We start from the raw sequence: 21,760 nt of genomic DNA on the forward strand, positions 1-21,760 counted from the left end.
GGCATTCAGCTGGCTTCCTCATAAACTATGAATCAATAGGACAACTTTCCCAACAAAAAAATCCCGTTCAACCCTTGCAATCACTATAAATAGTAAGTATAATACATAAATGTGCAACCATAAGGTTTTTCTTAAAAAAAGGTTGCATTGACGGCATTCCTTCTATATAATAAGAATGTTGGTCATTAAAGGCGATGAAGTGAAAGGTTGTTGGCACACCCGGCCCCTTTGCCATGGCGGGCTGCCAAGAAATTTTCGCGGAGAATGTCTATTATAAAATGGGCGAAAAAGGAGGGAAAATAATGGCAAAAGAAAAAATCAGAATCCGTTTAAAAGCATATGATCACAGAATTCTAGATCAATCTGCTGAGAAAATCGTGGAAACTGCAAAGCGTTCAGGTGCAGCGGTATCAGGTCCAATTCCGTTGCCAACGGAAAAGGCTGTCTACACAGTATTGCGCGCGGTGCACAAGTACAAAGATTCTCGTGAACAATTCGAAATGCGCACTCATAAGCGTTTAATCGATATTGTTAACCCAACACCACAAACAGTCGATTCATTAATGCGACTTGATCTACCATCTGGTGTTGATATAGAAATCAAATTATAATTTTTTATTTAATAGGAGGTGTAACGGATGACGAAAGGAATCTTAGGTCGTAAAATCGGCATGACACAGCTGTTTTCTGAAAGCGGAGAATTAATCCCTGTAACTGTTGTTCAAGCTGAGCCAAACGTAGTGCTTCAAAAGCGTACGATGGAAAACGATGGCTATGAAGCAATTCAAATTGGTTTTGCTGATAAGAAAGAATCACGTTCAAACAAGGCTGAAAAAGGGCATGCTGAAAAAGCAAACACAACCCCTAAGCGCTACGTTCGTGAAATCCGTAACGCAAACCTTGACGAATATGAAGTAGGTCAAGAGCTTAGCGTTGAATTATTTCAAGCGGGTGACATTGTAGATGTAACTGGAACTTCTAAAGGTAAAGGATTCCAAGGATCTATCAAGCGTCACAATCAATCACGCGGACCAATGGGTCACGGATCACATTATCATAGAGGTCCTGGTTCTATGGGAGCTGTTGATGCAATGCGCGTGTTCCCTGGTAAGAAACTTCCAGGACATATGGGTTCTGAACAAGTAACGATTCAAAATCTAGAAATCGTTAGTGTAGATACAGAACGTAATTTACTTTTGATCAAAGGCAATGTGCCTGGAGCAAAAAAATCATTCGTGAAAATTACGAGTGCAATAAAGGCTAAATAATCATAGACACGAAGGGAGGATATGTCATGCCTAAAGTAGCACTATTTAAACAAGATGGTTCACAGGTCGGAGATATCGAATTGAATGATTCTGTATTTGGCATTGAACCAAACACACATGTATTACATGAAGCAGTAGTGATGCAACGTGCATCATTGCGTCAAGGTACGCACAAGGTAAAAAACCGCTCAGAAGTACGCGGAGGCGGACGCAAACCATGGCGTCAAAAAGGTACTGGTAGAGCTCGTCAAGGTTCTATTCGATCACCACAATGGGTTGGCGGTGGAACTGTATTTGGTCCAACACCACGTAGCTACAGCTACAAGCTACCTAAAAAGGTTCGTCGTTTAGCTTTGAGATCTGCTTTATCTACTAAGGTAAAAGAAGAAAGCATTCTTGTATTGGAGAATCTAGCTTTTGAAGCTCCAAAAACAAAAGAGTTTGTTAACATGCTAACTGCATTAAACGCAAATGGAAAAACACTTGTTGTGACTACAGAAAAAGACGAAAACGTTGTACGTTCTGCTAACAACCTTCAAAAAGTAAAGGTTTTAACAGTTGAAGAGGTTAACGTTTTAGACTTGCTATTGCATGACAAGCTGATTTTAACAAAAGATGCAGCTGAAAAAGCAGGGGAGGTGCTTTCATAATGAAAGATGCACGCGACGTAATCAAACGCCCTGTCATTACAGAAAACTCTGCTGATCTTATGGCGGAGAAAAAGTATACGTTTGAAGTAAACCCGAAAGCAAACAAGACGGAAATCAAAGATGCTGTTGAAACAATCTTTGGTGTAAAAGTCTTAAAGGTAAATACAATGAACGTTAAAGGTAAGTTTAAAAGAATGGGACGCTATGGCGGATACCGTTCAGACCGTAAGAAAGCAATTGTTCAGCTATCTGAAGATAGCAAGGAACTAGACTTCTTTGAAGCATAAGATTTTAACTTAACGTGAAGGAGGGAAAAAAGATGGCGATTAAAAAATTCAGACCTACCTCAAATGGTAGACGTAATATGTCTGTATTAGATTTTGCTGAAATCACTACAGACACTCCGGAAAAATCCCTATTAAGTCCACTACACAAACGCGGCGGACGTAATAACCAAGGGAAATTAACGGTTCGTCATCAAGGCGGCGGGCACAAGCGTCAATACCGTATTATCGACTTTAAACGCGATAAAGATGGAATACCAGGACGCGTTGCTACGATCGAATATGATCCAAACCGCACAGCAAACATTGCTTTGATTCATTATGTAGATGGTGAAAAGCGTTATATATTAGCACCAAAAGGGTTAAAGGTTGGCCAAGAAATTGAATCTGGAGAAAATGCAGATATCAAAGTAGGGAATGCGTTACCGTTAATAAACATTCCTGTTGGTACAATCATTCACAACATTGAATTAAAACCAGGCCGTGGTGGTCAACTTGTACGTTCTGCTGGTGCAGAAGCACAAATCCTTGGTCGTGAAGGTAAATACGTTCTTGTACGTCTTGGATCTGGCGAAGTACGTTTGATTCTAGCAACTTGCCGTGCTACAGTTGGCCAGGTTGGAAATCTTGAGCATGAACTTGTTCGTGTTGGGAAAGCAGGTCGTTCTCGTTGGTTAGGCAAGCGTCCTACTGTACGTGGATCTGTAATGAACCCGAATGATCACCCACACGGTGGTGGTGAAGGACGTGCGCCAATCGGACGTAAATCACCAATGTCACCATGGGGCAAACCTACACTTGGTTATAAGACACGTAAACGTAATAAGCCGTCCGATAAATATATCGTTCGTAAACGCAAAAAATAAGGCGATAGGATGATGGGTAAGAAACCCGTTTCTTAACTCTGAAAGGAGGTTTATCCATGGGTCGTAGTTTGAAAAAAGGACCTTTTGCAGATGACCATCTATTGAAAAAAATCGATCAATTGAACGAAGGCGACAAAAAGCAGGTTATCAAAACTTGGTCACGCCGTTCAACTATATTTCCAACATTCGTTGGTCACACGGTAGCTGTATATGACGGTCGCAAGCACGTACCGGTTTATATCACAGAAGACATGGTCGGACATAAATTAGGTGAATTCGCGCCAACCCGCACGTATAAAGGGCACGCTGGCGATGATAAGAAAACAAAACGCTAATGAGAGGAGGCACTCCACATGCAAGCTAAAGCCGTTGCGAAATCAGTTCGTATTGCTCCTCGTAAAGTACGGTTAGTTATTGATTTAATTCGAGGAAAAAGTGTTGGTGAAGCAGTAGCAATACTCCGCCATACACAACGAGGTGCTTCTCCAGTCGTAGAGAAAGTTTTAAAGTCTGCTATTGCTAATGCAGAGCACAACTACGAAATGGATCCGGATAGTTTAATCATTTCCGAAGCATTTGTAAATGAAGGAGTTACATTGAAACGCTTCCGTCCACGTGCACAAGGACGTGCAAGCAAAATCAACAAACGCACAAGCCACATCACAGTAGTGGTAACAGAAAAGAAGGAGGGATAGTCAGTGGGGCAAAAAGTACACCCAACGGGTCTTCGTGTCGGTATTATCAAAGACTGGGAGTCTAAATGGTACGCTGATAAAGACTACGCAGATCTTTTGCATGAAGATATTAAAATCAGAGAATATCTTGAAAACCGCTTAAGCACAGCTGCTGTATCTTCCATTGAAATTGAGCGTGCAGCAAACCGTGTTAATATTACTATTCACACTGGAAAGCCAGGTATGGTAATTGGTAAAGGCGGTTCTGAAGTTGAAGCATTACGTAAATCATTAAACAGCTTGACTGGCAAGCGTGTTCATATCAATATTGTTGAAATCAAGAAAGTAGATATTAACGCTAAATTGGTTGCAGACAACATTGCTCGTCAACTTGAAAATCGTATTTCATTCCGTCGTGCACAAAAGCAAGCAATCCAACGTGCAATGCGTGCAGGAGCAAAAGGAATTAAAACACAAGTTTCCGGACGTCTTGGAGGAGCAGATATTGCTCGTGCGGAACATTATAGTGAAGGAACAGTGCCATTACACACATTGCGTGCTGATATCGATTACGGTACAGCAGAAGCAGATACAACCTACGGTAAGCTAGGAGTAAAAGTGTGGATCTATCGTGGTGAAGTCCTTCCAACTAAATCCAAAAAATAAGGAAGGGGGAAATGCATTATGTTAATGCCTAAACGTGTTAAATATCGTAGACAACATCGTGGTAAAATGAGAGGCCAAGCAAAAGGTGGTACAACAGTATCATTTGGTGAGTTCGGTTTGCAGGCTCAAGAAGCGTCTTGGATTACAAGCCGTCAGATTGAAGCAGCTCGTATCGCAATGACACGTTACATGAAACGTGGCGGTAAAGTATGGATTAAAATTTTCCCTGACAAACCATATACTGCAAAACCCCTAGAAGTTCGTATGGGATCCGGTAAAGGGGCTCCAGAAGGATGGGTAGCAGTAGTTAAACCTGGGAAGGTAATGTTTGAGATCGCTGGTGTATCAGAAGAGGTTGCACGTGAAGCGTTGCGTCTTGCTTCTCATAAACTACCGATCAAAACTAAGTTCGTAAAACGTGAAGAAATTGGTGGTGAAATCAATGAAGGCTAATGAGATCAGAGAACTAACCACTGCCGAAATTGAACAAAAGGTAAAAGCAATGAAAGAAGAGCTATTCAACTTACGCTTTCAGCTTGCTACAGGTCAATTAGAAAACACTGCACGTATTCGTGAAGTGAAAAAAGCAATTGCCCGCATGAAAACTGTAATTCGTCAACGTGAATTAAGCGTAAATAACTGATAATGAGAGGAGGTTAGCCTCGGGATGACTGAACGTAATAATCGTAAAGTATACACAGGTCGTGTTGTTTCAGATAAAATGGATAAAACAATTACTGTGCTTGTAGAAACTTACAAGTTTCACAAATTGTATGGTAAGCGTGTTAAATATTCAAAGAAATTAAAAGCACATGATGAAAACAACCAAGCAAAGCTTGGAGACATCGTTCGTATCATGGAAACTCGTCCGCTATCAGCTACAAAACGCTTTCGTCTAGTTGAAGTTGTTGAAGAAGCGGTCATTATATAATTAAAGTTCGCTCGGAATGTATCCGAAGGGAGGTCATAGCGATATGATTCAACAAGAAACTCGCTTAAAAGTTGCAGATAACTCAGGTGCGCGTGAGGTTTTAACCATTAAAGTACTTGGTGGATCCGGACGTAAAACAGCTAATATTGGTGATGTAATTGTTTGTACAGTCAAACAAGCAACACCAGGTGGCGTTGTCAAGAAAGGCGAAGTTGTCAAAGCTGTTATCGTACGTACGAAGAGTGGCGTCCGCCGTAAAGATGGGTCATATATTCGTTTTGATGAAAATGCTGCCGTAATTATTCGTGACGATAAGAGTCCAAGAGGAACACGTATTTTTGGACCAGTTGCACGTGAATTGCGTGATGCACAATTCATGAAAATCGTATCTCTAGCTCCAGAAGTTTTATAAGTAGAATTGTCCTGAAGGAGGTGCGTCAAGCATGCATGTAAAAAAAGGTGACAAAGTTAAAGTATTATCCGGCAAAGACCGTGGTAAACAAGGCACTATTTTAGAAACGTATCCTAAGAAGGATCGTGTCCTTGTTGAAGGTGTCAACATGATTAAAAAACACGCAAAGCCTTCACAAGAAAATCCACAAGGTGGTATCTTGAATCAAGAAGCACCAATTCATGTTTCTAATGTATTGCCAATAGATCCTAAATCCGGTGAGCCAACTCGTGTTGGGTATGAAGTACGTGATGGAAAGAAAGTCCGCATCGCTAAAAAATCCGGTGAAGAATTAAAATAATTTAGCGACGAAAGGAGGGCGACATGATGAATCAACTTAAAGAAAAATACCAAGAGCAAATCGTTCCATCTTTGATGGAAAAGTTTAATTATAAATCTGTAATGGAAGTGCCTGTAATTGAGAAAATCGTTGTCAACATGGGTGTTGGTGACGCAGTTCAGAACTCTAAGGCATTAGATAACGCTGTAGAGGAATTAGCGTTGATTTCTGGTCAAAAGCCTGTTGTTACACGTGCGAAAAAATCAATCGCTGGTTTTCGCCTTCGTGAAGGAATGCCTATCGGTGCAAAAGTAACCCTTCGCGGTGAAAGAATGTATGAATTCCTACAAAAGCTTATTTCTGTATCACTACCACGTGTTCGTGACTTCCGTGGTGTATCAAAGAAAGCTTTTGATGGTCGTGGTAACTACACATTAGGTGTAAAAGAACAATTAATTTTCCCAGAAATCAATTACGATAAAGTAAGTAAAGTTCGTGGAATGGATATCGTTATTGTAACCACTTCTAAAACGGACGAAGAAGCTCGTGAACTTTTGGCTCAACTTGGCATGCCTTTCCAAAAATAGAGCTAATACAAGGAGGGAAAATTGTGGCTAAAAAATCAATGGTTGCGAAGCAAAAACGCCCACAAAAGTATCAAGTACGTGAATACACACGCTGTGAGCGTTGTGGACGTCCACATTCCGTAATTCGCAAATTTAAACTTTGCCGTATTTGTTTCCGTGAACTTGCCTATAAAGGTCAAATTCCTGGTGTCAAAAAAGCAAGCTGGTAAACCCCGATTCGGGAAGGAGGTAATGAGTAATGGTAATGACAGATCCAATCGCAGATATGCTAACTCGTATTCGTAACGCCAACATGGTAAAACATGAAAAATTGGAGCTTCCTGCTTCCAAAATGAAAAAAGAGGTCGCTGATATCCTTAAAAGAGAAGGCTTTGTCCGTGACTATGAATTTATTGAAGACAACAAGCAAGGTATTCTGCGTATATTCCTTAAGTACGGTGCCAATGAAGAGCGAGTAATTACAGGTATTAAGCGTATTAGTAAGCCTGGACTTCGTGTTTACGCGAAAGCAGATGAAGTACCACGCGTACTGAACGGACTGGGAATTGCAATCGTATCAACATCCAAAGGTGTACTTTCTGATAAAGAAGCACGCTCACAAGCTGTTGGTGGCGAAGTTCTTGCATATGTTTGGTAATCAACATTAATTGATGAGGAGGTGCATGGAATGTCTCGTATAGGACTGAAACCAATTGAAATCCCAAGTGGTGTAGAAGTAAAATTTAACGGAAATACCGCTACTGTAAAAGGACCTAAAGGTGAATTGACTAGAACTTTTCATAGCGATATGAAAATTAAAATAGAAGAAAATACGATTTTTGTAGAACGTCCAAGTAATGATCGTGAGCATCGTTCCCTTCACGGAACAACACGTAGCTTGATTGCCAACATGGTTGAAGGCGTTCATCAAGGATTTGAAAAGAAACTAGAAATAATCGGGGTTGGATACCGTGCTCAAAAACAAGGAACGAAGCTTGTTGTTAACGCAGGTTATTCCCATCCAGTTGAAATCGAACCTGAAAAAGGTATCGAGATTGAAGTTCCAAAAAACACGGAAATAATCGTCAAAGGGATCGACAAAGAAGCTGTTGGTGCAATTGCTGCTAACATTCGTGCGATCAGACCACCTGAACCTTACAAAGGTAAAGGAATTCGTTATGTTGGCGAATATGTACGTCGTAAAGAAGGTAAAACTGCTAAATAAGGCATGTTAGGGAGCAGAAAGGAGTGACCTAGATGATCACAAAACCTGACAAAAATGTTGCACGTAAAAGAAGACACGCGCGTGTCCGCAAGCATGTTGCTGGTACACAAGAGCGTCCACGTCTAAACGTGTATCGTTCAAACAAAAACATTTATGCACAATTAATTGATGATACAGTAGGTAAAACATTAGCAAGTGCTTCAACAGTTGACAAAGAACTATCGGTTGAATCAACTGGTTCTGTAGAAGCGGCTAAGCAGGTAGGAGAATTACTTGCAAAACGTGCCCAGGATAAAGGATTCAAATCGGTTGTGTTCGATCGTGGCGGCTACCTTTATCATGGACGTGTAAAAGCATTGGCAGAAGCTGCCCGTGAAGCAGGTCTTGAATTTTAATCGATAAAGGAGGGAACCAATAGTGAATAATAATCTTGACCCAAACAAATTAGATATTGAAGAACGTGTTGTTACGGTCAACCGTGTTGCAAAAGTAGTAAAAGGTGGACGTCGCTTCCGTTTTGCTGCTTTAGTAGTTGTCGGTGATAAAAACGGTCATGTAGGATTCGGTACAGGTAAAGCACAAGAGGTACCGGAAGCAATTAGAAAAGCTGTTGAGGATGCGAAGAAGAACCTTATCACAGTACCGATTGTTGGAACTACTATTCCACATGCGATTCATGGTCAATTCGGCTCAGGTAACGTATTGATGAAGCCAGCTTCAGAAGGTACAGGAGTTATCTCTGGTGGACCAGTTCGTGCGGTATTAGAGCTTGCAGGTGTTAGTGATATTCTTACAAAATCACTTGGTTCAAACACACCAATCAATATGGTTCGCGCAACAATTAACGGTTTAAGCAACTTAAAGCGTGCAGAGGACGTAGCAAAACTACGAGGAAAATCTGTAGAAGAACTGTTAGGATAAGGAGGGAAATACTATGTCTAAAAAATTAGAAATCACCCTCACTAAGAGTGTCATTGGTGCAAAAGAAGGACAAAAAAGAACAGTAGAAGCATTAGGCTTGAAAAAAATTCGTCAATCCGTAGTTCTTGAAGATACTCCGGCTATTCGTGGAATGGTTAATAAAGTATCTCATCTTCTAACGGTAAAAGAAGCGTAATTTATAAATTAGCGTAAAGAGGAGGTGCTCAAATGAAACTTCATGAATTGAAAGCATCAGAAGGAGCTCGTAAAGAACGTAATCGCGTAGGTCGTGGAACATCATCTGGAAATGGTAAGACTTCCGGTCGTGGACATAAAGGCCAAAAAGCACGTTCTGGAGGCGGCGTCCGTCCAGGGTTTGAAGGAGGACAAATGCCATTATTCCAACGTCTTCCGAAGCGCGGCTTTACAAACATCCATCGTAAAGAATTTGCAATAGTGAACTTAGATGCGTTAAATCGTTTTGAAGACGGCACAGAAATTACACCTGAGCTATTACTTGAAGAAGGTGTCGTATCGAACCTAAAAGCAGGTCTTAAGATACTTGGTAAAGGTTCTGTAGATAAAAAATTCACAGTAAAAGCTCATAAGTTCTCTGCTTCAGCGAAGTCTGCAATTGAAGCAGCGGGCGGTAAAATAGAGGTGATTTAATGTTCCGTACAATCTCCAATTTTATGCGCGTAGGTGACATTAGACGGAAGATCATATTTACATTATTAATGTTAATAGTATTCCGTCTTGGTACATTTATTCCTGTACCGTTCACGGATAAACAAGCGATTGACTTCATGAACCAACAAAATGTTTTTGGCTTTCTAAACACCTTTGGTGGTGGGGCATTGCAAAACTTCTCCATTTTCGCAATGGGAATTATGCCTTACATTACAGCGTCAATTATTATGCAGCTTTTGCAAATGGACGTTGTACCAAAGTTTGCTGAGTGGAAAAAACAAGGGGAAATGGGGCGTAAAAAGCTCGCTCAAATTACCCGTTATGGAACTGTAGTTCTAGCGTTCGTTCAAGCAATTGCCATGTCAATCGGCTTCAATACATTGGCACAAGGAGATTTAATTGTTAATCCGAGCATAATGAAATTTATCATTATTGCACTTGTTTTGACAGCTGGTACCACATTCCTAATGTGGTTAGGTGAACAAATCACTGCAAATGGAGTCGGAAACGGAATTTCCATTATTATCTTCGCAGGTATTGTCGCAGCAGTTCCAAACGGAATTAAACAATTATATATTCAGTATTTTGATAATCCTGGAGACGAATTGTTTATTAACATCGTAATTGTTGCGCTTATTGCGTTGGTCGTAGTTGCCGTAACCGTTGGAGTTATCTTTATCCAACAGGCATTACGTAAAATTCCAATTCAATATGCTAAAAAGCTTGTTAATCGTTCTCCGGTAGGTGGCCACTCCACGCATTTACCACTAAAGGTGAACGCGGCAGGAGTTATTCCCGTTATCTTCGCAATTGCTTTTATCATTGCGCCGAGAACCGTAGCTGGCTTTTTTGAAGGTAATAAAGTCGCAGAAACGATCGCAAACATTTTTGATTATACACAGCCAATCGGTATGGTTATCTATGTTGCGCTAATTATTGCGTTTACGTATTTTTATACGTTTGTTCAGGTTAATCCAGAGCAAATGGCTGAAAACCTGCAAAAGCAAGGTGGATATATCCCGGGAATACGCCCAGGTAAAAATACAGAAACATATCTCACACGTGTTATGTATCGTTTAACATTTGTAGGATCGATATTCCTTGCAGCAGTTTCTGTACTACCTATCGCTTTAGGCAGTCTTGCAGATTTGCCTTCTGCAGTACAAATCGGCGGCACGAGTTTGCTCATTGTTGTAGGGGTTGCACTCCAAACAATGAAACAACTAGAAGGCCAGTTGGTGAAACGTCACTACAAAGGCTTTATTAAGTAAACCTAGCTGCCAGTGAGAGCGAGGGGATTATGTGAATTTGATTTTAATGGGTCTCCCTGGTGCCGGAAAAGGTACGCAGGCTGAGAAAATAAAGGAAAAGTATAGCATCCCTCATATTTCAACGGGAGACATGTTTCGTCTAGCAATTAAAGAAGGAACAGCACTTGGAAACAAAGCAAAAGCTTTTATGGATCAAGGTGCACTTGTTCCCGACGAAGTTACAATTGGTATTGTAAAAGAACGGTTAAGCAAGGACGATTGCAAAAACGGGTTCTTATTGGATGGTTTCCCAAGAACGATTGCACAAGCAGATGCTTTGCAACAGCTTCTTGCAGAACTAAACACAACCATTGACTTTGTCGTTAATGTGGAAGTACCAGAAGAAAAATTGGTGGAGCGTTTAACAGGACGACGAATTTGTCCAACTTGTGGAACAACTTATCACGTGCTCTACAACCCGCCAAAGGTTGAAGGGATTTGTGATAAAGACGGTTCCCAATTAATTCAACGGGATGATGATACTGCTGAAACGGTTAAGAATCGCTTAGCAGTAAACATCGAACAAAGTAAACCGTTACTGGACTTTTACCAAGAAAAAGGATATCTCGTTACCGTTAATGGTGATCAACCAATTAACAAGGTGTTCGAAGATATTCAATTAGAAATTGAAAAATAAGCAAAGTAACTGTAATTCAGACACGTTTACAGATGAATTATCATCTGTAAAAAGATATAATTATGTCGTAGTGAAACATTACGGTAGACTCGTTAATGGTGACACATTACAGCAGTGAAATTTAAGAAGTCTTTAGATTATATGAATAAAGCCTAAGTGAAGGTGATCGTTGTTGAGCGAAGAGGATTCAGTTCCGCGAATAGGTCAAGTTGTTCGTATTATGCAAGGGCGTGAAGCAGGACAATATGCGATTATCATTAAAGTTCTTGATAATCGGCTTGTATTGCTCGCAGATGGAGAAAAACGCAAATATGATCGACCAAAGAAAAAGAATCTGCATCATATTGAACTAATGGATTATATTTCTCCGGAAGTCCAAAACAGCCTTCTAGAAACTGGTCGTGTCACAAATGGTAAATTACGATTTGCTATAGCTAAATTTTCGAGTGAGGTTGTGACTGATGTAGAGAAGGAGGATCAACACGATGGCGAAAGACGATGTAATTGAAGTGGAAGGTACCGTAACGGAAACATTGCCAAATGCAATGTTTAACGTCGAATTAGAAAATGGCCATACGGTTTTGGCACATGTATCTGGTAAAATTCGTATGCATTTCATTCGCATTTTACCAGGTGACAAAGTAACGGTAGAACTTTCCCCGTATGACTTAACAAGAGGACGAATTACGTATCGTTATAAATAAGCGAATGCGCTCCGATATAAAAGGAGGTAATAACAGTGAAAGTAAGAGCATCTGTAAAACCAATTTGTGAAAAATGCAAAGTCATCAAGCGAAAAGGTAAAGTAATGGTGATTTGTGAAAATCCAAAGCATAAGCAAAAACAAGGATAAATATTGAAGGAGGTGCGACACACTAATGGCTCGTATTGCAGGTATTGACATTCCACGTGACAAACGTGTAGTCATTTCATTAACGTACATTTATGGTATTGGTAAGAATACTGCAGCAAAGATCCTAGAAGAAGCGGGAGTTTCTCAAGATACTCGTGTTCGTGATTTAACAGAGGATGAACTAGGAAGAATCCGTAAAGCGATTGACGCCTATACAACAGAAGGTGATCTTCGTCGTGAAGTTTCATTAAACATCAAGCGTCTAATCGAAATTGGTTCATACAGAGGAATCCGTCATCGTCGTGGCTTACCAGTGCGTGGTCAAAAGACGAAAAACAATTCACGTACTCGCAAAGGACCTCGTCGTACAATTGCAGGTAAGAAAAAATAACGTGAAGGAGGTATGCTAATCATGGCTCGTAATAAAACAAATACTCGTAAGCGTCGTGTGAAAAAGAATATTGAAACAGGTATTGCGCATATTCGCTCTACTTTTAACAATACGATTGTAACGATTACGGATGCTCACGGTAATGTAATTGGTTGGAGCTCAGCTGGTGCGCTTGGATTTAAAGGCTCCCGTAAGTCAACTCCATTCGCTGCACAAATGGCAGCTGAAACTGCTGCAAAATCTGCAGTAGAAAACGGCATGAAAACATTAGAAGTTACTGTAAAAGGACCAGGTGCTGGACGTGAAGCAGCAATTCGTTCACTTCAAGCAGTCGGCCTAGAAGTAACTGCAATTCGTGACGTAACACCAGTTCCACACAATGGTTGCCGCCCACCAAAACGTCGTCGTGTATAATTTTTAGCGTATATAATTTGTCACCCTGTCTATAATGGGTTATGATGGCTAAAGGTATATAGTGAAACGTTTAATCTCATTTAAAACCTTATGTACGGCATCTAGATAGACAAAAATGTACGAAATTAAGACAATAGCGCAGAAACGCCAACTGCCTATTTGGGGAATTTCGGTTAGACACGATCGTCTAACCGGGGTTTCGACGTTTTTAAGGAGGGTTTTATGAATGATCGAAATTGAAAAGCCAAAAATTGAAACGATAGAGATCAGTGATGATGCTACGTTTGGAAAATTCGTGGTCGAACCGCTTGAACGTGGATATGGTACTACTCTAGGAAACTCCTTGCGTCGTATCCTACTATCCTCACTTCCAGGCGCTGCTGTTACATCTGTTCAAATTGATGGAGCACTTCATGAATTTTCAACAATTGACGGGGTCGTTGAGGATGTAACAACGATCATTTTAAATCTAAAAAAGCTCGCACTAAAAATCTACTCTGATGAAGAGAAGGTTTTGGAAATTGATGTTCAAGGCGAAGGAAAGGTAACTGCTGCAGATCTAACCTATGATAGTGATGTAGAAGTATTAAACCCAGAGCTTCATCTTGCAACATTAAATTCTAAAGCAAGCTTGCATATGAAAATCACCGCCGAGCGTGGTCGCGGTTATCGCCCAGCAGAAGAAAACAAACGTGATGATCAACCAATCGGAGTAATTCCTGTTGATTCGATCTTTACACCTGTTGATCGGGTGAGCTACCAAGTAGAAAATACACGTGTAGGTCAAAACGCAAACTACGACAAATTGACTTTGGATGTGTGGACCAATGGCAGCATCCGTCCTGAAGAAGCTGTTTCTTTAGGAGCAAAAGTATATACAGAACACTTAAATATTTTTGTAGGTTTAACCGATGAAGCACAAAATGTGGAAATCATGGTTGAAAAAGAAGAAGATCAAAAGGAAAAAGTGATGGAAATGACCATCGAAGAGCTTGATCTTTCTGTTCGTTCCTACAATTGCTTAAAACGTGCTGGAATTAATACAGTTCAAGAGCTTTCAAATAAATCTGAAGAAGATATGATGAAAGTGCGTAACCTTGGACGCAAGTCATTAGAAGAGGTAAAACTCAAGCTTGATGAGCTTGGTTTAGGTTTGCGCAAAGACGACTGATAACCGATAAATAAAAACCAGACACCTTTAGAAAAAGCGTTCAAAAAGTCTTCGTAAAAAAACAATCGCATCTATGCTTGCTCGCTTTCCATTCCGATGGAGGCAAGTAAGGGTTAGAGTACGCGTTTGTTTGGCGAGACTTCTTTTGAACCTACATTTGAGAAAGGGAGGGATAGTCCATGGCTAGAAAATTAGGACGTACTACAGACGCTCGTATGGCACTTCTTCGTAACCTTGCTGCTGATTTGATTATTCATGAACGGATCGAAACAACAGAAGCAAAAGCGAAGGAACTAAAAACGATTGTAGATAAAATGATTACACTTGGTAAGCGTGGCGATTTACATGCACGTCGTCAAGCTGCATCATTCCTATACAAAAAAGAAGCAAATGAAAACGAAGATGTGATTCAAAAGCTTTTCAATGATGTTGCTGCACGCTATGAAGAACGACAAGGTGGTTATACACGTGTTCTTAAGCTAGGTGAACGCCAAGGCGACGGAGCAAAAATGGCAATCGTTGAACTAGTTTAATGTTTCCATACGTGATAAGGGCAGGACTAAATCTCTTCTATGAGGTGAATCCAAGCCCTTTTTTTGTAGGCTCTGTTCTTCACCAAAGATAAATGGAATGATAGAATAGAGAAGGATATGTAAGAAAACATATTAAACTGGGATCCGTTTTGTAGAGGGTTAACCGAAACAAAACGTAAATGTAATTAATCGATACAATATACCAAGGCGGAGTAGAGAAAGAGGAGAGCGAAATATGAACAAAAAGCTAGTAGAGTTTAGAAATGTATCATTCCGATATACAGAAGAGCAGCCTTGGGTTTTGAAAAATTGTTCTTTTACTATTTATGAAGATGAATGGGTAGCTATCATTGGTCATAATGGATCGGGAAAATCGACGATCGCAAAGCTAATGAATGGACTCCTTTTTCCACAAGAAGGAGAGATTTATATTCACGATCAGCTTGTAAATGAACAATCAGTGTGGGACGTGCGAAAAAAAGTTGGCATGGTTTTTCAGAATCCGGACAACCAGTTTGTTGGTACAACGGTTCAGGATGATGTTGCATTTGGAATGGAAAATCGAGGCTTTTCACGTGAACAAATGGTAGAACGAATTGAGAACACGCTAGAAGCAGTTGGTATGCTTGACTATCGCTTAACTGAACCACATCGGCTTTCTGGTGGTCAAAAACAGCGCGTTGCCATTGCCAGCGTGATGGCGATATCCCCTCAGGTCTTAATATTGGATGAAGCGACCGCAATGCTTGATCCGAAGGGAAGACTGGAGATTATGCAGACGGTTTCCCGTCTTCAAGAGCGAAACAGCCTTTCATTGATTACAATCACTCATGACTTACAGGAAGTGGCTCAAGCCGATCGTGTGATTGTCATGAATGAAGGGGAATTGTGGAAGGAAGCGACACCAAGAGAAATCTTCGCAGAAAAAGCGGCATTACGGGAAATCGGTTTAGATGTCCCGTTCGTTGCGATGCTTGCAGAAGAGCTACAAAAGCTAGGAATTCCCATCTCGAAAGAACCGCTAAACCACACAGAACTGCTGGAGGACCTATGGACATCCTATTCGACAAGGTAAGCTATATCTATCAACAGAATACGCCATTTGCACATAAAGCAATCGAAGATCTATCCTTTCATATCCCGTCAGGCTCGTTTGTGGCGGTTATCGGGCATACGGGATCAGGAAAGTCTACCCTTATTCAACACTTAAATGGCTTAGTCACGCCAAGTGAAGGTGAAGTACGGATCGGGGAATATCGATTAACAAAAGATGAAAAGCCGAAGAACATGAAAGCATTAAGAAGCAAGGTTGGTGTTGTCTTTCAATACCCAGAGCATCAATTGTTTGAAGAGACGGTAGCAAAGGATATTGCCTTTGGACCACAAAACTTTGGGGTGTCAAAGGAAGAAATTCATCGTCGCATTAAACGAATAGCTCCAATGGTCGGAATTTCGGAGGCCTTATTAGATCGATCGCCGTTTGATTTGAGTGGCGGTCAAATGCGCAGGGTGGCCATTGCAGGTGTACTTGCTGTAAAACCAGAAGTACTTGTTCTTGATGAGCCTACTGCTGGATTAGATCCACGCGGTCGGAAGGAAATCATGCGTATGTTCTATGAGCTTCATCAGCGTGAAAAGCTAACGACGATCATGGTCACACATAGCATGGAGGATGCGGTGACATATGCGGATTATGTAATTATGTTAAATAATGGAACGATATACATGGAAGGAAAGCCAGAAGCGGTTTTTACGAAGGCAGAGGCATTAAAGAAGGTACAGCTCGACGTACCAGAAATGATTCAATTTATCCATGCGTTCGAAACCAAATTTGGAACAAGCCTTCCTTTTAAACGACAAACGATACAACAGTTGGCAGAACAAATTCAGCACCGCTTAAAGGGGGCTGAATACGATGAATGATTCGCTTATTATTGGACAATATGTTCCAGGATCATCGATTGTTCATCGACTAGATCCACGAACAAAGATTACCGTAATATTCTTTTTCGTCTTTATCGTGTTTTTTGCTAATTCTTTACCAAGCTATACAGCGATCACTATCTTTGCATTAACGAGTATGCTTGCGACAAAAATATCGGTTCGCTATATCATGAAGGGGTTAACACCTGTTTGGTTTTTAATCGTGTTTACGTTTTTATTACATTTAATTGTTACGAAGGAAGGCTCGGTTTGGCTTAATCTGTTTGGCTGGAAAATATATTCTGGTGGCGTCATTCAAGGGTTCGCTATTTCAATGCGGTTTTTCCTGTTAATTCTCGTAACATCACTATTAACATTAACAACAACCCCGATTGAAATTACGGATGCCATTGAGGATATGCTGCAGCCTTTGAAGAAAATTCGCTTTCCAGTACATGAGCTCGCATTAATGATGTCGATTTCTTTACGATTTATTCCAACGTTAATGCAGGAAACGGATAAAATATCAAAAGCACAGGCCTCACGTGGCGTAGACTTTCGCACAGGCCCATTAAAAGAGCGTATAAAAGCCGTTGTACCACTTTTAGTGCCATTGTTCGTTAGTGCCTTTAAACGCGCAGAGGAGCTGGCAATGGCCATGGAAGCACGTGGCTATCAAGGTGGAGAAGGCCGTACGAAGCTTCGCGAATTAAAAGTCGAAAAGCGGGACATTCTCGTGTACGTAGTGTTTGCTTTTGTCGTTGGCCTATTATTTTTTACAAGAACTTATTAACTAGGAGGATGCGGTACACGATGTTGAAGAAGATAAAATGCATTGTAAGCTATGATGGCAGTCTTTTTTCCGGATACCAAATCCAGCCTAAAAAAAGAACTGTTCATGGAGAATTAGAAAAGGCATTAACCAAAATGCATAAAGGCTCCTCCATCAGAGTGCATGCATCTGGGAGAACGGATACAGGTGTCCACGCGATTGGCCAGACCATCCATTTCGAGACACACTATGATTTAACTCCAACAGATTGGAAAAATGCACTAAATACACTGCTTCCGAACGATATATATATTCAAACGGCTATCGAAGCACCTGCTCATTTTCATGCGCGCTATGATGTTGTAGAAAAAGAATATCGATATGTGGTAAGAAATGAGCGGGAGCCGAACGTGTTCAAACGAAACTATGCCTACCACTTCCCTTATCCGTTAGACATGGAAGCTGTTCATGCAGCTTGTCGGCTTTTTGAGGGCACACACGACTTTACGACTTTTTCATCGGCAAAAGCAACAGTGAAGGGGAGCAAGGAAAGAACGTTGTATGAGGCTTCCTGTCAACAAGAAGGAGAGGAGCTTACCTTTACCTTTCGCGGAAGCGGATATTTATACAACATGGTACGTATTATGGTTGGAACGATTCTTGATATTGGACAAGGAAAGCGCCAGGTAGCAGATATACCCATGCTGTTTGAAAAGCGAGATCGCCGTCTTGCCAGCGCCACCGCGCCAGCACAAGGATTGTACCTGTGGAACGTAACATATAAAGACGAGCTTAAAGCGGATAAAATAGGAAAATAAAACAAGGGCAATTACTTGGAATGATGCTTCTTTACTTAAAGGGATAGATTAACTTGAATCTATGATGTGCAAGGAAAAAAGTGGCTATTTTTGTTCGAGAAACACGTAATGGTAAGTAAAGAAAATTACCATTGATTTTTATTTACTTTATTTGCGGGAATATACCATTATACCTTGACATAAGACCCTGTTTTGGTATATTATGATTTATGGCATTTTATTTCTAAACCATGATTAGCCCCGGAAACTAATTATGTTGAAATATAGGAATAACTACGAAAAATGAAACATTGAATTTGGAGGGAAACCAACATGCGCACAACTTTCATGGCGAATGAAAATAATATTGAACGCAAATGGCTCGTTGTGGATGCGGAAGGCAAGCGCCTAGGTCGTTTGTCAAGTGAGGTTGCTGCAATCCTTCGCGGAAAGCACAAGCCTACTTATACACCACACGCTGACACTGGTGATCACGTGATCATCATTAATGCTGAAAAAGTAGAACTTACTGGAAACAAAATCAATGACAAGATGTACTATCGTCATTCAGGCCATCCAGGTGGTCTTAAAGAACGTACTGCAGATGAAATGCGTACAAAATACCCTGAGCAAATGATCGAGCTTGCTATTAAAGGCATGCTTCCTAAAGGATCATTAGGACGTAAAATGGGTAAGAAACTTCATGTTTACAGAGGTTCTGAGCATAATCATCAAGCACAAAAACCAGAAGTATATGAGCTTCGTGGATAATCTTTAAGGGAGGTAAATCAATTGGCACAAGTACAATACTACGGCACAGGTCGTCGTAAAAAATCAACTGCTCGTGTACGCCTAGTTCCAGGAACAGGTCGTATTGTAATAAATAATCGTGAAGCAAAAGACTATTTTCCATATGAAACACAATTGCTTATCTTGAATCAGCCATTAGTAACTACTGAAACACAAGGTACGTATGATGTTTTAGTAAACGTACATGGAGGAGGATACACTGGTCAAGCTGGTGCTATCCGTCACGGAATCGCTCGTGCACTTCTAGAAGCAAATCCAGAATACCGTGCATCATTAAAGAGTGAAGGTTACCTAACTCGTGACGCACGTATGAAAGAGCGTAAGAAATACGGACTTAAAGGCGCACGTCGTGCACCACAGTTCTCAAAACGTTAATATACTTGGTATATCAATGTCTACCCTCTTTGCTCTTATGGAGCAAGGAGGGTTTTTTATGTCCAATTTTGGTATTTTAACCTCGAGTATCCTTAGTTTAAATGACATTTATTTTTGAACATCTTCCCCGTTATTCTTTTGCTTTATCGGTCACGAGAGTATAGAAATCCATCGGTTATTACTCTGAAATTAGTACAACTTCTTAGTCGCACGTGAGTAGAACATGTGCTACTCTATAGTTGCATGATTAACGTGACAACACTTTCAACTCACTGTGAGACAATATATCTTCCTCATTCCAGTGTATAGAAGAGATGGTGCCTACATTAATTAATAAGGGGTGATGTTTATGGATACTCAAGTAACTACGGAAATTAAAATACTTAGTCCTGCTCCTGAGGTGTTTGAAGCCTTCGTAGACCCGGATAAAATAGGGGGTTTTTGGTTTTCTTCAAGTTCTGAAAGATGGGAGCAAGGTAAAACAATCACAATCAGGTATGATGAATTTGAAACAGAAGGATTAATCAAGGTTTTAGAAGTCGAGAAAAATAGGAAAATTGTGTTTTCGTGGGGATTCGAAGAGAATGATGAAAGGGACGTTACGATTTCACTGAAAGAGTTGGATAATACGAGTACAATAATTGAAGTAATCGAATCCGGGTTTAAAGAAGAGGACCCCCAAATAGTAGACAAGATGATTGGACAAAAAGGAGGATGGGTTTACGCACTAACTTGCTTAAAGGGTTATTTAGAAAATGGTGCTACTAATTTAAGAGCATCGATACTTAAATAACCATCATTTCATGAGGTTATCATTTATCTTAATCAACACAGAGATGAAAGAATGATTTTTTACCATCAGATCTAGTGATTTAATAAAGTTTCTTAATAGAATCTTACTGCAAAAAAAGAAAAAACGCCTGTATCGAATACAGGCGTTTTCTACGTATATTTGTGGCGAAGAATCATGTGTTCACATCCACATGTATTGCAATTCCTCGTCTTACACAAATCAGCTCATCGCTTAAACAGTATACCATGGATGTGAAGTTTAAACCACTGGTTTTTAACTTAATTGTAAGCGTAAAAGTTGCTCAGATATGTTTTAAGGCTGTGCTACTTGACTTCGAGTTACTCAAAGGTGATATACTACCGTTGAAAACGGGGGAGGAAATTATCGTGAATGATTTAGTTGAAAATAAGAATAATCAAAACGGAACAGCGGTTATTGTTGGTGCTTCTCTCTCAGGATTAATGACAGGAATTGCGCTCGCGCAAGAAGGCTTGTATGTAACGATTTTAGAAAAGGTTGGAGAAAATCGAATTGGTGGTTCGGGATTGCGAGTGAATGGAGGAACTATTGGTCGATCGAAGACGGAAAAGCTCCTCAAAAATCTCGTTTCTAATGGGAAGAGTACAGTTCAGCTCTGGTCAACCATCGAGTCACGTTTACGGGCAGAAGCAAAAAAGGATAATAAGATAACCTTGCGATATGATACGCGTGTTGTAAACGTTAATCAGGATGATGAGTCGGTTTGGGCATTAACAGACCAAGGGGAAACGATTCACGGGGATTTGCTGATCGGTGCGGATGGGCATAACAGTCAGGTACGGAAGTATATCGCACCACATAAACCAAACGCCACATATGCGGGTTATATGGGGTGGATTGCGTCGATGAGCGAGAATGACTTGCCGAAGCATCTTCTTCCTAGCACGCATAAGCCAGCAGTGGAGATGTTTGACAGTTATGATGGGTTTAAGTTTGGTTCCATTATCGAAAAAAAGGACGATTCCGCTGATTCTGGAAGTCGTAGAATTGGCTGTACGTGGTATGATAATCGGCAAAGTGCGTTATTGCGTCGTCTTGGATGTGTGGAAGGAATGGTCGTACGTCATTCCTTGAATGGTGCTGATATTCCAGAAAGTACGTTAAAGGAATTAGCAAATCGGGCTGCGAATTGGCCGGAGCCATGGCGATCTGCGGCGCTTCATGGGATAGAAACACATACACTTATTGGCATTCCGATAAAAGAATATGTTCCAGATCGACTGGTGAAAGGACGGATTGCGCTCGTTGGCGATGCGGCACACGTGCCAGCTCCTGTTACAGCAAGCGGGTTTAATGAATCACTCCAAGATGCGGTAGCACTAGGTAAATGTGTGGAAAAGGGAGTGCATGGGCAATTAGCGCTTCAGGCATTGGCGAAGTATGAATCGCTTCGATTAGATAAAGTGCGAGAAATGGTGCAATCAGGACAATTTTATAGTTATTCGTTTGGGCGTCCATAAGGAGAGAATA

General features: G+C 40.7%; 38 protein-coding genes. All 38 read left to right on the plus strand.

The genetic code is table 11. The features are described 5' to 3' along the window. Positions 1-302 precede the first annotated feature (302 nt). The 38 genes from rpsJ (at position 303) to QBK89_RS10710 (ending at position 21,750) form a co-directional block, all read left to right on the plus strand. A complete protein-coding gene (rpsJ, locus tag QBK89_RS10525; RefSeq protein ID WP_284141079.1) occupies positions 303-611 on the plus strand; it encodes a 30S ribosomal protein S10 in 309 nt (102 codons plus the stop codon). A 27-nt stretch (positions 612-638) separates the two neighbouring features. Then, on the plus strand, positions 639-1,268 hold the full coding sequence (rplC, locus tag QBK89_RS10530; protein WP_284141013.1) for a 50S ribosomal protein L3: 630 nt from the start codon (positions 639-641) through the stop codon (positions 1,266-1,268). Positions 1,269-1,294: 26 nt separating this feature from the next. Continuing rightward, positions 1,295-1,918 carry a 50S ribosomal protein L4 gene (rplD, locus tag QBK89_RS10535; RefSeq protein ID WP_284141014.1) on the plus strand — a complete coding sequence of 208 codons (624 nt, stop codon included), beginning with the start codon at positions 1,295-1,297 and terminating at the stop codon, positions 1,916-1,918. Beyond that, positions 1,918-2,205: a 50S ribosomal protein L23 gene (gene rplW / locus QBK89_RS10540; RefSeq protein WP_284141015.1), complete on the plus strand. Its 288-nt coding sequence runs from the start codon at positions 1,918-1,920 to the stop codon at positions 2,203-2,205. The genes rplD and rplW overlap by 1 nt, the downstream gene beginning before the upstream one ends. A 32-nt stretch (positions 2,206-2,237) precedes the next feature. Beyond that, entirely contained in the window at positions 2,238-3,068 is an 831-nt protein-coding gene (gene rplB, locus QBK89_RS10545) for a 50S ribosomal protein L2 (RefSeq protein ID WP_284141016.1), read from the plus strand. Between the two features lie 56 nt (positions 3,069-3,124). Continuing rightward, positions 3,125-3,403: a 30S ribosomal protein S19 gene (gene rpsS / locus QBK89_RS10550; protein ID WP_284141017.1), complete on the plus strand. Its 279-nt coding sequence runs from the start codon at positions 3,125-3,127 to the stop codon at positions 3,401-3,403. 18 nt (positions 3,404-3,421) lie between these two features. After that, a complete protein-coding gene (gene rplV, locus QBK89_RS10555) occupies positions 3,422-3,763 on the plus strand; it encodes a 50S ribosomal protein L22 (RefSeq protein ID WP_284141018.1) in 342 nt (113 codons plus the stop codon). A 3-nt stretch (positions 3,764-3,766) separates the two neighbouring features. Next, positions 3,767-4,408 (plus strand): 30S ribosomal protein S3, encoded by a 642-nt coding sequence (gene rpsC, locus QBK89_RS10560; protein ID WP_284141019.1) that lies wholly within the window; start codon positions 3,767-3,769, stop codon positions 4,406-4,408. A gap of 18 nt (positions 4,409-4,426) precedes the next feature. Next, positions 4,427-4,861: a 50S ribosomal protein L16 gene (gene rplP, locus QBK89_RS10565; RefSeq protein WP_284141020.1), complete on the plus strand. Its 435-nt coding sequence runs from the start codon at positions 4,427-4,429 to the stop codon at positions 4,859-4,861. Continuing rightward, the gene (gene rpmC, locus QBK89_RS10570; protein WP_284141021.1) at positions 4,851-5,051 is read left to right on the plus strand and encodes a 50S ribosomal protein L29; all 201 of its coding nucleotides are present in this window, start codon (positions 4,851-4,853) and stop codon (positions 5,049-5,051) included. Before rplP ends, rpmC begins: the two co-directional genes overlap by 11 nt. 24 nt (positions 5,052-5,075) lie before the next feature. Continuing rightward, positions 5,076-5,339 carry a 30S ribosomal protein S17 gene (gene rpsQ / locus QBK89_RS10575; RefSeq protein ID WP_284141022.1) on the plus strand — a complete coding sequence of 88 codons (264 nt, stop codon included), beginning with the start codon at positions 5,076-5,078 and terminating at the stop codon, positions 5,337-5,339. Positions 5,340-5,382: 43 nt separating this feature from the next. Continuing rightward, on the plus strand, positions 5,383-5,751 hold the full coding sequence (gene rplN, locus QBK89_RS10580) for a 50S ribosomal protein L14 (protein ID WP_284141080.1): 369 nt from the start codon (positions 5,383-5,385) through the stop codon (positions 5,749-5,751). A 31-nt stretch (positions 5,752-5,782) separates the two neighbouring features. Further along, on the plus strand, positions 5,783-6,091 hold the full coding sequence (gene rplX, locus QBK89_RS10585) for a 50S ribosomal protein L24 (RefSeq protein ID WP_284141023.1): 309 nt from the start codon (positions 5,783-5,785) through the stop codon (positions 6,089-6,091). 26 nt (positions 6,092-6,117) lie between these two features. Then, positions 6,118-6,657 carry a 50S ribosomal protein L5 gene (gene rplE, locus QBK89_RS10590; protein WP_284141081.1) on the plus strand — a complete coding sequence of 180 codons (540 nt, stop codon included), beginning with the start codon at positions 6,118-6,120 and terminating at the stop codon, positions 6,655-6,657. Between the two features lie 23 nt (positions 6,658-6,680). Then, positions 6,681-6,866, plus strand: coding sequence for a type Z 30S ribosomal protein S14 (locus QBK89_RS10595; protein WP_047185890.1), 186 nt, complete (start codon positions 6,681-6,683; stop codon positions 6,864-6,866). A gap of 29 nt (positions 6,867-6,895) precedes the next feature. Beyond that, entirely contained in the window at positions 6,896-7,294 is a 399-nt protein-coding gene (gene rpsH / locus QBK89_RS10600) for a 30S ribosomal protein S8 (RefSeq protein WP_284141024.1), read from the plus strand. A 30-nt stretch (positions 7,295-7,324) separates the two neighbouring features. After that, positions 7,325-7,861 carry a 50S ribosomal protein L6 gene (gene rplF, locus QBK89_RS10605; protein ID WP_284141025.1) on the plus strand — a complete coding sequence of 179 codons (537 nt, stop codon included), beginning with the start codon at positions 7,325-7,327 and terminating at the stop codon, positions 7,859-7,861. Between the two features lie 32 nt (positions 7,862-7,893). Further along, positions 7,894-8,256 carry a 50S ribosomal protein L18 gene (gene rplR / locus QBK89_RS10610; protein ID WP_284141026.1) on the plus strand — a complete coding sequence of 121 codons (363 nt, stop codon included), beginning with the start codon at positions 7,894-7,896 and terminating at the stop codon, positions 8,254-8,256. 22 nt (positions 8,257-8,278) lie between these two features. After that, positions 8,279-8,782 (plus strand): 30S ribosomal protein S5, encoded by a 504-nt coding sequence (gene rpsE / locus QBK89_RS10615; RefSeq protein ID WP_443089782.1) that lies wholly within the window; start codon positions 8,279-8,281, stop codon positions 8,780-8,782. A gap of 13 nt (positions 8,783-8,795) precedes the next feature. Then, positions 8,796-8,978 carry a 50S ribosomal protein L30 gene (rpmD, locus tag QBK89_RS10620; protein ID WP_284141027.1) on the plus strand — a complete coding sequence of 61 codons (183 nt, stop codon included), beginning with the start codon at positions 8,796-8,798 and terminating at the stop codon, positions 8,976-8,978. A 32-nt stretch (positions 8,979-9,010) separates the two neighbouring features. Beyond that, on the plus strand, positions 9,011-9,451 hold the full coding sequence (gene rplO / locus QBK89_RS10625; RefSeq protein WP_284141028.1) for a 50S ribosomal protein L15: 441 nt from the start codon (positions 9,011-9,013) through the stop codon (positions 9,449-9,451). Beyond that, positions 9,451-10,743 carry a preprotein translocase subunit SecY gene (secY, locus tag QBK89_RS10630; protein ID WP_284141029.1) on the plus strand — a complete coding sequence of 431 codons (1,293 nt, stop codon included), beginning with the start codon at positions 9,451-9,453 and terminating at the stop codon, positions 10,741-10,743. The genes rplO and secY overlap by 1 nt, the downstream gene beginning before the upstream one ends. Positions 10,744-10,774: 31 nt before the next feature. Then, a complete protein-coding gene (locus QBK89_RS10635) occupies positions 10,775-11,419 on the plus strand; it encodes an adenylate kinase (RefSeq protein ID WP_284141030.1) in 645 nt (214 codons plus the stop codon). Between the two features lie 172 nt (positions 11,420-11,591). Continuing rightward, complete coding sequence (locus QBK89_RS10640) at positions 11,592-11,927, plus strand: KOW domain-containing RNA-binding protein (protein ID WP_284141031.1); 336 nt, start codon at positions 11,592-11,594, stop codon at positions 11,925-11,927. Continuing rightward, a complete protein-coding gene (gene infA, locus QBK89_RS10645) occupies positions 11,905-12,123 on the plus strand; it encodes a translation initiation factor IF-1 (protein WP_010095735.1) in 219 nt (72 codons plus the stop codon). The genes QBK89_RS10640 and infA overlap by 23 nt, the downstream gene beginning before the upstream one ends. Positions 12,124-12,158: 35 nt before the next feature. Continuing rightward, positions 12,159-12,272 carry a 50S ribosomal protein L36 gene (gene rpmJ / locus QBK89_RS10650; protein ID WP_010095733.1) on the plus strand — a complete coding sequence of 38 codons (114 nt, stop codon included), beginning with the start codon at positions 12,159-12,161 and terminating at the stop codon, positions 12,270-12,272. A gap of 25 nt (positions 12,273-12,297) precedes the next feature. After that, positions 12,298-12,663, plus strand: coding sequence for a 30S ribosomal protein S13 (rpsM, locus tag QBK89_RS10655; RefSeq protein ID WP_284141032.1), 366 nt, complete (start codon positions 12,298-12,300; stop codon positions 12,661-12,663). 21 nt (positions 12,664-12,684) lie between these two features. Beyond that, positions 12,685-13,077, plus strand: a complete 393-nt coding sequence (gene rpsK / locus QBK89_RS10660) for a 30S ribosomal protein S11 (protein WP_284141033.1) — start codon at positions 12,685-12,687, stop codon at positions 13,075-13,077. A 226-nt stretch (positions 13,078-13,303) separates the two neighbouring features. Further along, a complete protein-coding gene (locus QBK89_RS10665) occupies positions 13,304-14,248 on the plus strand; it encodes a DNA-directed RNA polymerase subunit alpha (protein WP_284141034.1) in 945 nt (314 codons plus the stop codon). A 179-nt stretch (positions 14,249-14,427) separates the two neighbouring features. Then, positions 14,428-14,781: a 50S ribosomal protein L17 gene (gene rplQ / locus QBK89_RS10670; RefSeq protein WP_284141035.1), complete on the plus strand. Its 354-nt coding sequence runs from the start codon at positions 14,428-14,430 to the stop codon at positions 14,779-14,781. Positions 14,782-15,016: 235 nt separating this feature from the next. After that, positions 15,017-15,856, plus strand: a complete 840-nt coding sequence (locus QBK89_RS10675) for an energy-coupling factor ABC transporter ATP-binding protein (RefSeq protein WP_284141036.1) — start codon at positions 15,017-15,019, stop codon at positions 15,854-15,856. Next, positions 15,832-16,704, plus strand: a complete 873-nt coding sequence (locus QBK89_RS10680) for an energy-coupling factor ABC transporter ATP-binding protein (RefSeq protein WP_284141037.1) — start codon at positions 15,832-15,834, stop codon at positions 16,702-16,704. Before QBK89_RS10675 ends, QBK89_RS10680 begins: the two co-directional genes overlap by 25 nt. Beyond that, positions 16,697-17,497, plus strand: coding sequence for an energy-coupling factor transporter transmembrane component T family protein (locus tag QBK89_RS10685; protein ID WP_284141038.1), 801 nt, complete (start codon positions 16,697-16,699; stop codon positions 17,495-17,497). The genes QBK89_RS10680 and QBK89_RS10685 overlap by 8 nt, the downstream gene beginning before the upstream one ends. Positions 17,498-17,517: 20 nt before the next feature. Continuing rightward, on the plus strand, positions 17,518-18,294 hold the full coding sequence (gene truA, locus QBK89_RS10690; protein ID WP_284141039.1) for a tRNA pseudouridine(38-40) synthase TruA: 777 nt from the start codon (positions 17,518-17,520) through the stop codon (positions 18,292-18,294). 312 nt (positions 18,295-18,606) lie between these two features. Then, complete coding sequence (rplM, locus tag QBK89_RS10695) at positions 18,607-19,044, plus strand: 50S ribosomal protein L13 (protein WP_284141040.1); 438 nt, start codon at positions 18,607-18,609, stop codon at positions 19,042-19,044. 21 nt (positions 19,045-19,065) lie between these two features. Beyond that, the gene (rpsI, locus tag QBK89_RS10700) at positions 19,066-19,458 is read left to right on the plus strand and encodes a 30S ribosomal protein S9 (RefSeq protein WP_284141041.1); all 393 of its coding nucleotides are present in this window, start codon (positions 19,066-19,068) and stop codon (positions 19,456-19,458) included. 349 nt (positions 19,459-19,807) lie between these two features. Continuing rightward, positions 19,808-20,251, plus strand: coding sequence for an SRPBCC domain-containing protein (locus tag QBK89_RS10705; RefSeq protein WP_284141042.1), 444 nt, complete (start codon positions 19,808-19,810; stop codon positions 20,249-20,251). A gap of 386 nt (positions 20,252-20,637) precedes the next feature. After that, complete coding sequence (locus QBK89_RS10710; RefSeq protein WP_284141043.1) at positions 20,638-21,750, plus strand: FAD-dependent oxidoreductase; 1,113 nt, start codon at positions 20,638-20,640, stop codon at positions 21,748-21,750. Positions 21,751-21,760: the final 10 nt, after the last annotated feature.

It is taken from the genome of Virgibacillus sp. LDC-1 (genome assembly GCF_030137545.1).
Classification (GTDB): Bacteria; Bacillota; Bacilli; order Bacillales; family Amphibacillaceae; genus LDC-1.

What these genes read in the sequence shown, in the direction of transcription:
- rpsJ (WP_284141079.1), top strand. Translation starts at nt 303, where the DNA reads ATGGCAAAAGAAAAAATCAGAATCCGTTTAAAAGCATATGATCACAGA.
- rplC (WP_284141013.1), top strand. Translation starts at nt 639, where the DNA reads ATGACGAAAGGAATCTTAGGTCGTAAAATCGGCATGACACAGCTGTTT.
- rplD (WP_284141014.1), top strand. Translation starts at nt 1,295, where the DNA reads ATGCCTAAAGTAGCACTATTTAAACAAGATGGTTCACAGGTCGGAGAT.
- rplW (WP_284141015.1), top strand. Translation starts at nt 1,918, where the DNA reads ATGAAAGATGCACGCGACGTAATCAAACGCCCTGTCATTACAGAAAAC.
- rplB (WP_284141016.1), top strand. Translation starts at nt 2,238, where the DNA reads ATGGCGATTAAAAAATTCAGACCTACCTCAAATGGTAGACGTAATATG.
- rpsS (WP_284141017.1), top strand. Translation starts at nt 3,125, where the DNA reads ATGGGTCGTAGTTTGAAAAAAGGACCTTTTGCAGATGACCATCTATTG.
- rplV (WP_284141018.1), top strand. Translation starts at nt 3,422, where the DNA reads ATGCAAGCTAAAGCCGTTGCGAAATCAGTTCGTATTGCTCCTCGTAAA.
- rplP (WP_284141020.1), top strand. Translation starts at nt 4,427, where the DNA reads ATGTTAATGCCTAAACGTGTTAAATATCGTAGACAACATCGTGGTAAA.
- rpmC (WP_284141021.1), top strand. Translation starts at nt 4,851, where the DNA reads ATGAAGGCTAATGAGATCAGAGAACTAACCACTGCCGAAATTGAACAA.
- rpsQ (WP_284141022.1), top strand. Translation starts at nt 5,076, where the DNA reads ATGACTGAACGTAATAATCGTAAAGTATACACAGGTCGTGTTGTTTCA.
- rplN (WP_284141080.1), top strand. Translation starts at nt 5,383, where the DNA reads ATGATTCAACAAGAAACTCGCTTAAAAGTTGCAGATAACTCAGGTGCG.
- rplX (WP_284141023.1), top strand. Translation starts at nt 5,783, where the DNA reads ATGCATGTAAAAAAAGGTGACAAAGTTAAAGTATTATCCGGCAAAGAC.
- rplE (WP_284141081.1), top strand. Translation starts at nt 6,118, where the DNA reads ATGAATCAACTTAAAGAAAAATACCAAGAGCAAATCGTTCCATCTTTG.
- rpsH (WP_284141024.1), top strand. Translation starts at nt 6,896, where the DNA reads ATGGTAATGACAGATCCAATCGCAGATATGCTAACTCGTATTCGTAAC.
- rplF (WP_284141025.1), top strand. Translation starts at nt 7,325, where the DNA reads ATGTCTCGTATAGGACTGAAACCAATTGAAATCCCAAGTGGTGTAGAA.
- rplR (WP_284141026.1), top strand. Translation starts at nt 7,894, where the DNA reads ATGATCACAAAACCTGACAAAAATGTTGCACGTAAAAGAAGACACGCG.
- rpmD (WP_284141027.1), top strand. Translation starts at nt 8,796, where the DNA reads ATGTCTAAAAAATTAGAAATCACCCTCACTAAGAGTGTCATTGGTGCA.
- rplO (WP_284141028.1), top strand. Translation starts at nt 9,011, where the DNA reads ATGAAACTTCATGAATTGAAAGCATCAGAAGGAGCTCGTAAAGAACGT.
- secY (WP_284141029.1), top strand. Translation starts at nt 9,451, where the DNA reads ATGTTCCGTACAATCTCCAATTTTATGCGCGTAGGTGACATTAGACGG.
- infA (WP_010095735.1), top strand. Translation starts at nt 11,905, where the DNA reads ATGGCGAAAGACGATGTAATTGAAGTGGAAGGTACCGTAACGGAAACA.
- rpsM (WP_284141032.1), top strand. Translation starts at nt 12,298, where the DNA reads ATGGCTCGTATTGCAGGTATTGACATTCCACGTGACAAACGTGTAGTC.
- rpsK (WP_284141033.1), top strand. Translation starts at nt 12,685, where the DNA reads ATGGCTCGTAATAAAACAAATACTCGTAAGCGTCGTGTGAAAAAGAAT.
- QBK89_RS10665 (WP_284141034.1), top strand. Translation starts at nt 13,304, where the DNA reads ATGATCGAAATTGAAAAGCCAAAAATTGAAACGATAGAGATCAGTGAT.
- rplQ (WP_284141035.1), top strand. Translation starts at nt 14,428, where the DNA reads ATGGCTAGAAAATTAGGACGTACTACAGACGCTCGTATGGCACTTCTT.
- QBK89_RS10675 (WP_284141036.1), top strand. Translation starts at nt 15,017, where the DNA reads ATGAACAAAAAGCTAGTAGAGTTTAGAAATGTATCATTCCGATATACA.
- QBK89_RS10680 (WP_284141037.1), top strand. Translation starts at nt 15,832, where the DNA reads ATGGACATCCTATTCGACAAGGTAAGCTATATCTATCAACAGAATACG.
- QBK89_RS10685 (WP_284141038.1), top strand. Translation starts at nt 16,697, where the DNA reads ATGAATGATTCGCTTATTATTGGACAATATGTTCCAGGATCATCGATT.
- truA (WP_284141039.1), top strand. Translation starts at nt 17,518, where the DNA reads ATGTTGAAGAAGATAAAATGCATTGTAAGCTATGATGGCAGTCTTTTT.
- rplM (WP_284141040.1), top strand. Translation starts at nt 18,607, where the DNA reads ATGCGCACAACTTTCATGGCGAATGAAAATAATATTGAACGCAAATGG.
- QBK89_RS10705 (WP_284141042.1), top strand. Translation starts at nt 19,808, where the DNA reads ATGGATACTCAAGTAACTACGGAAATTAAAATACTTAGTCCTGCTCCT.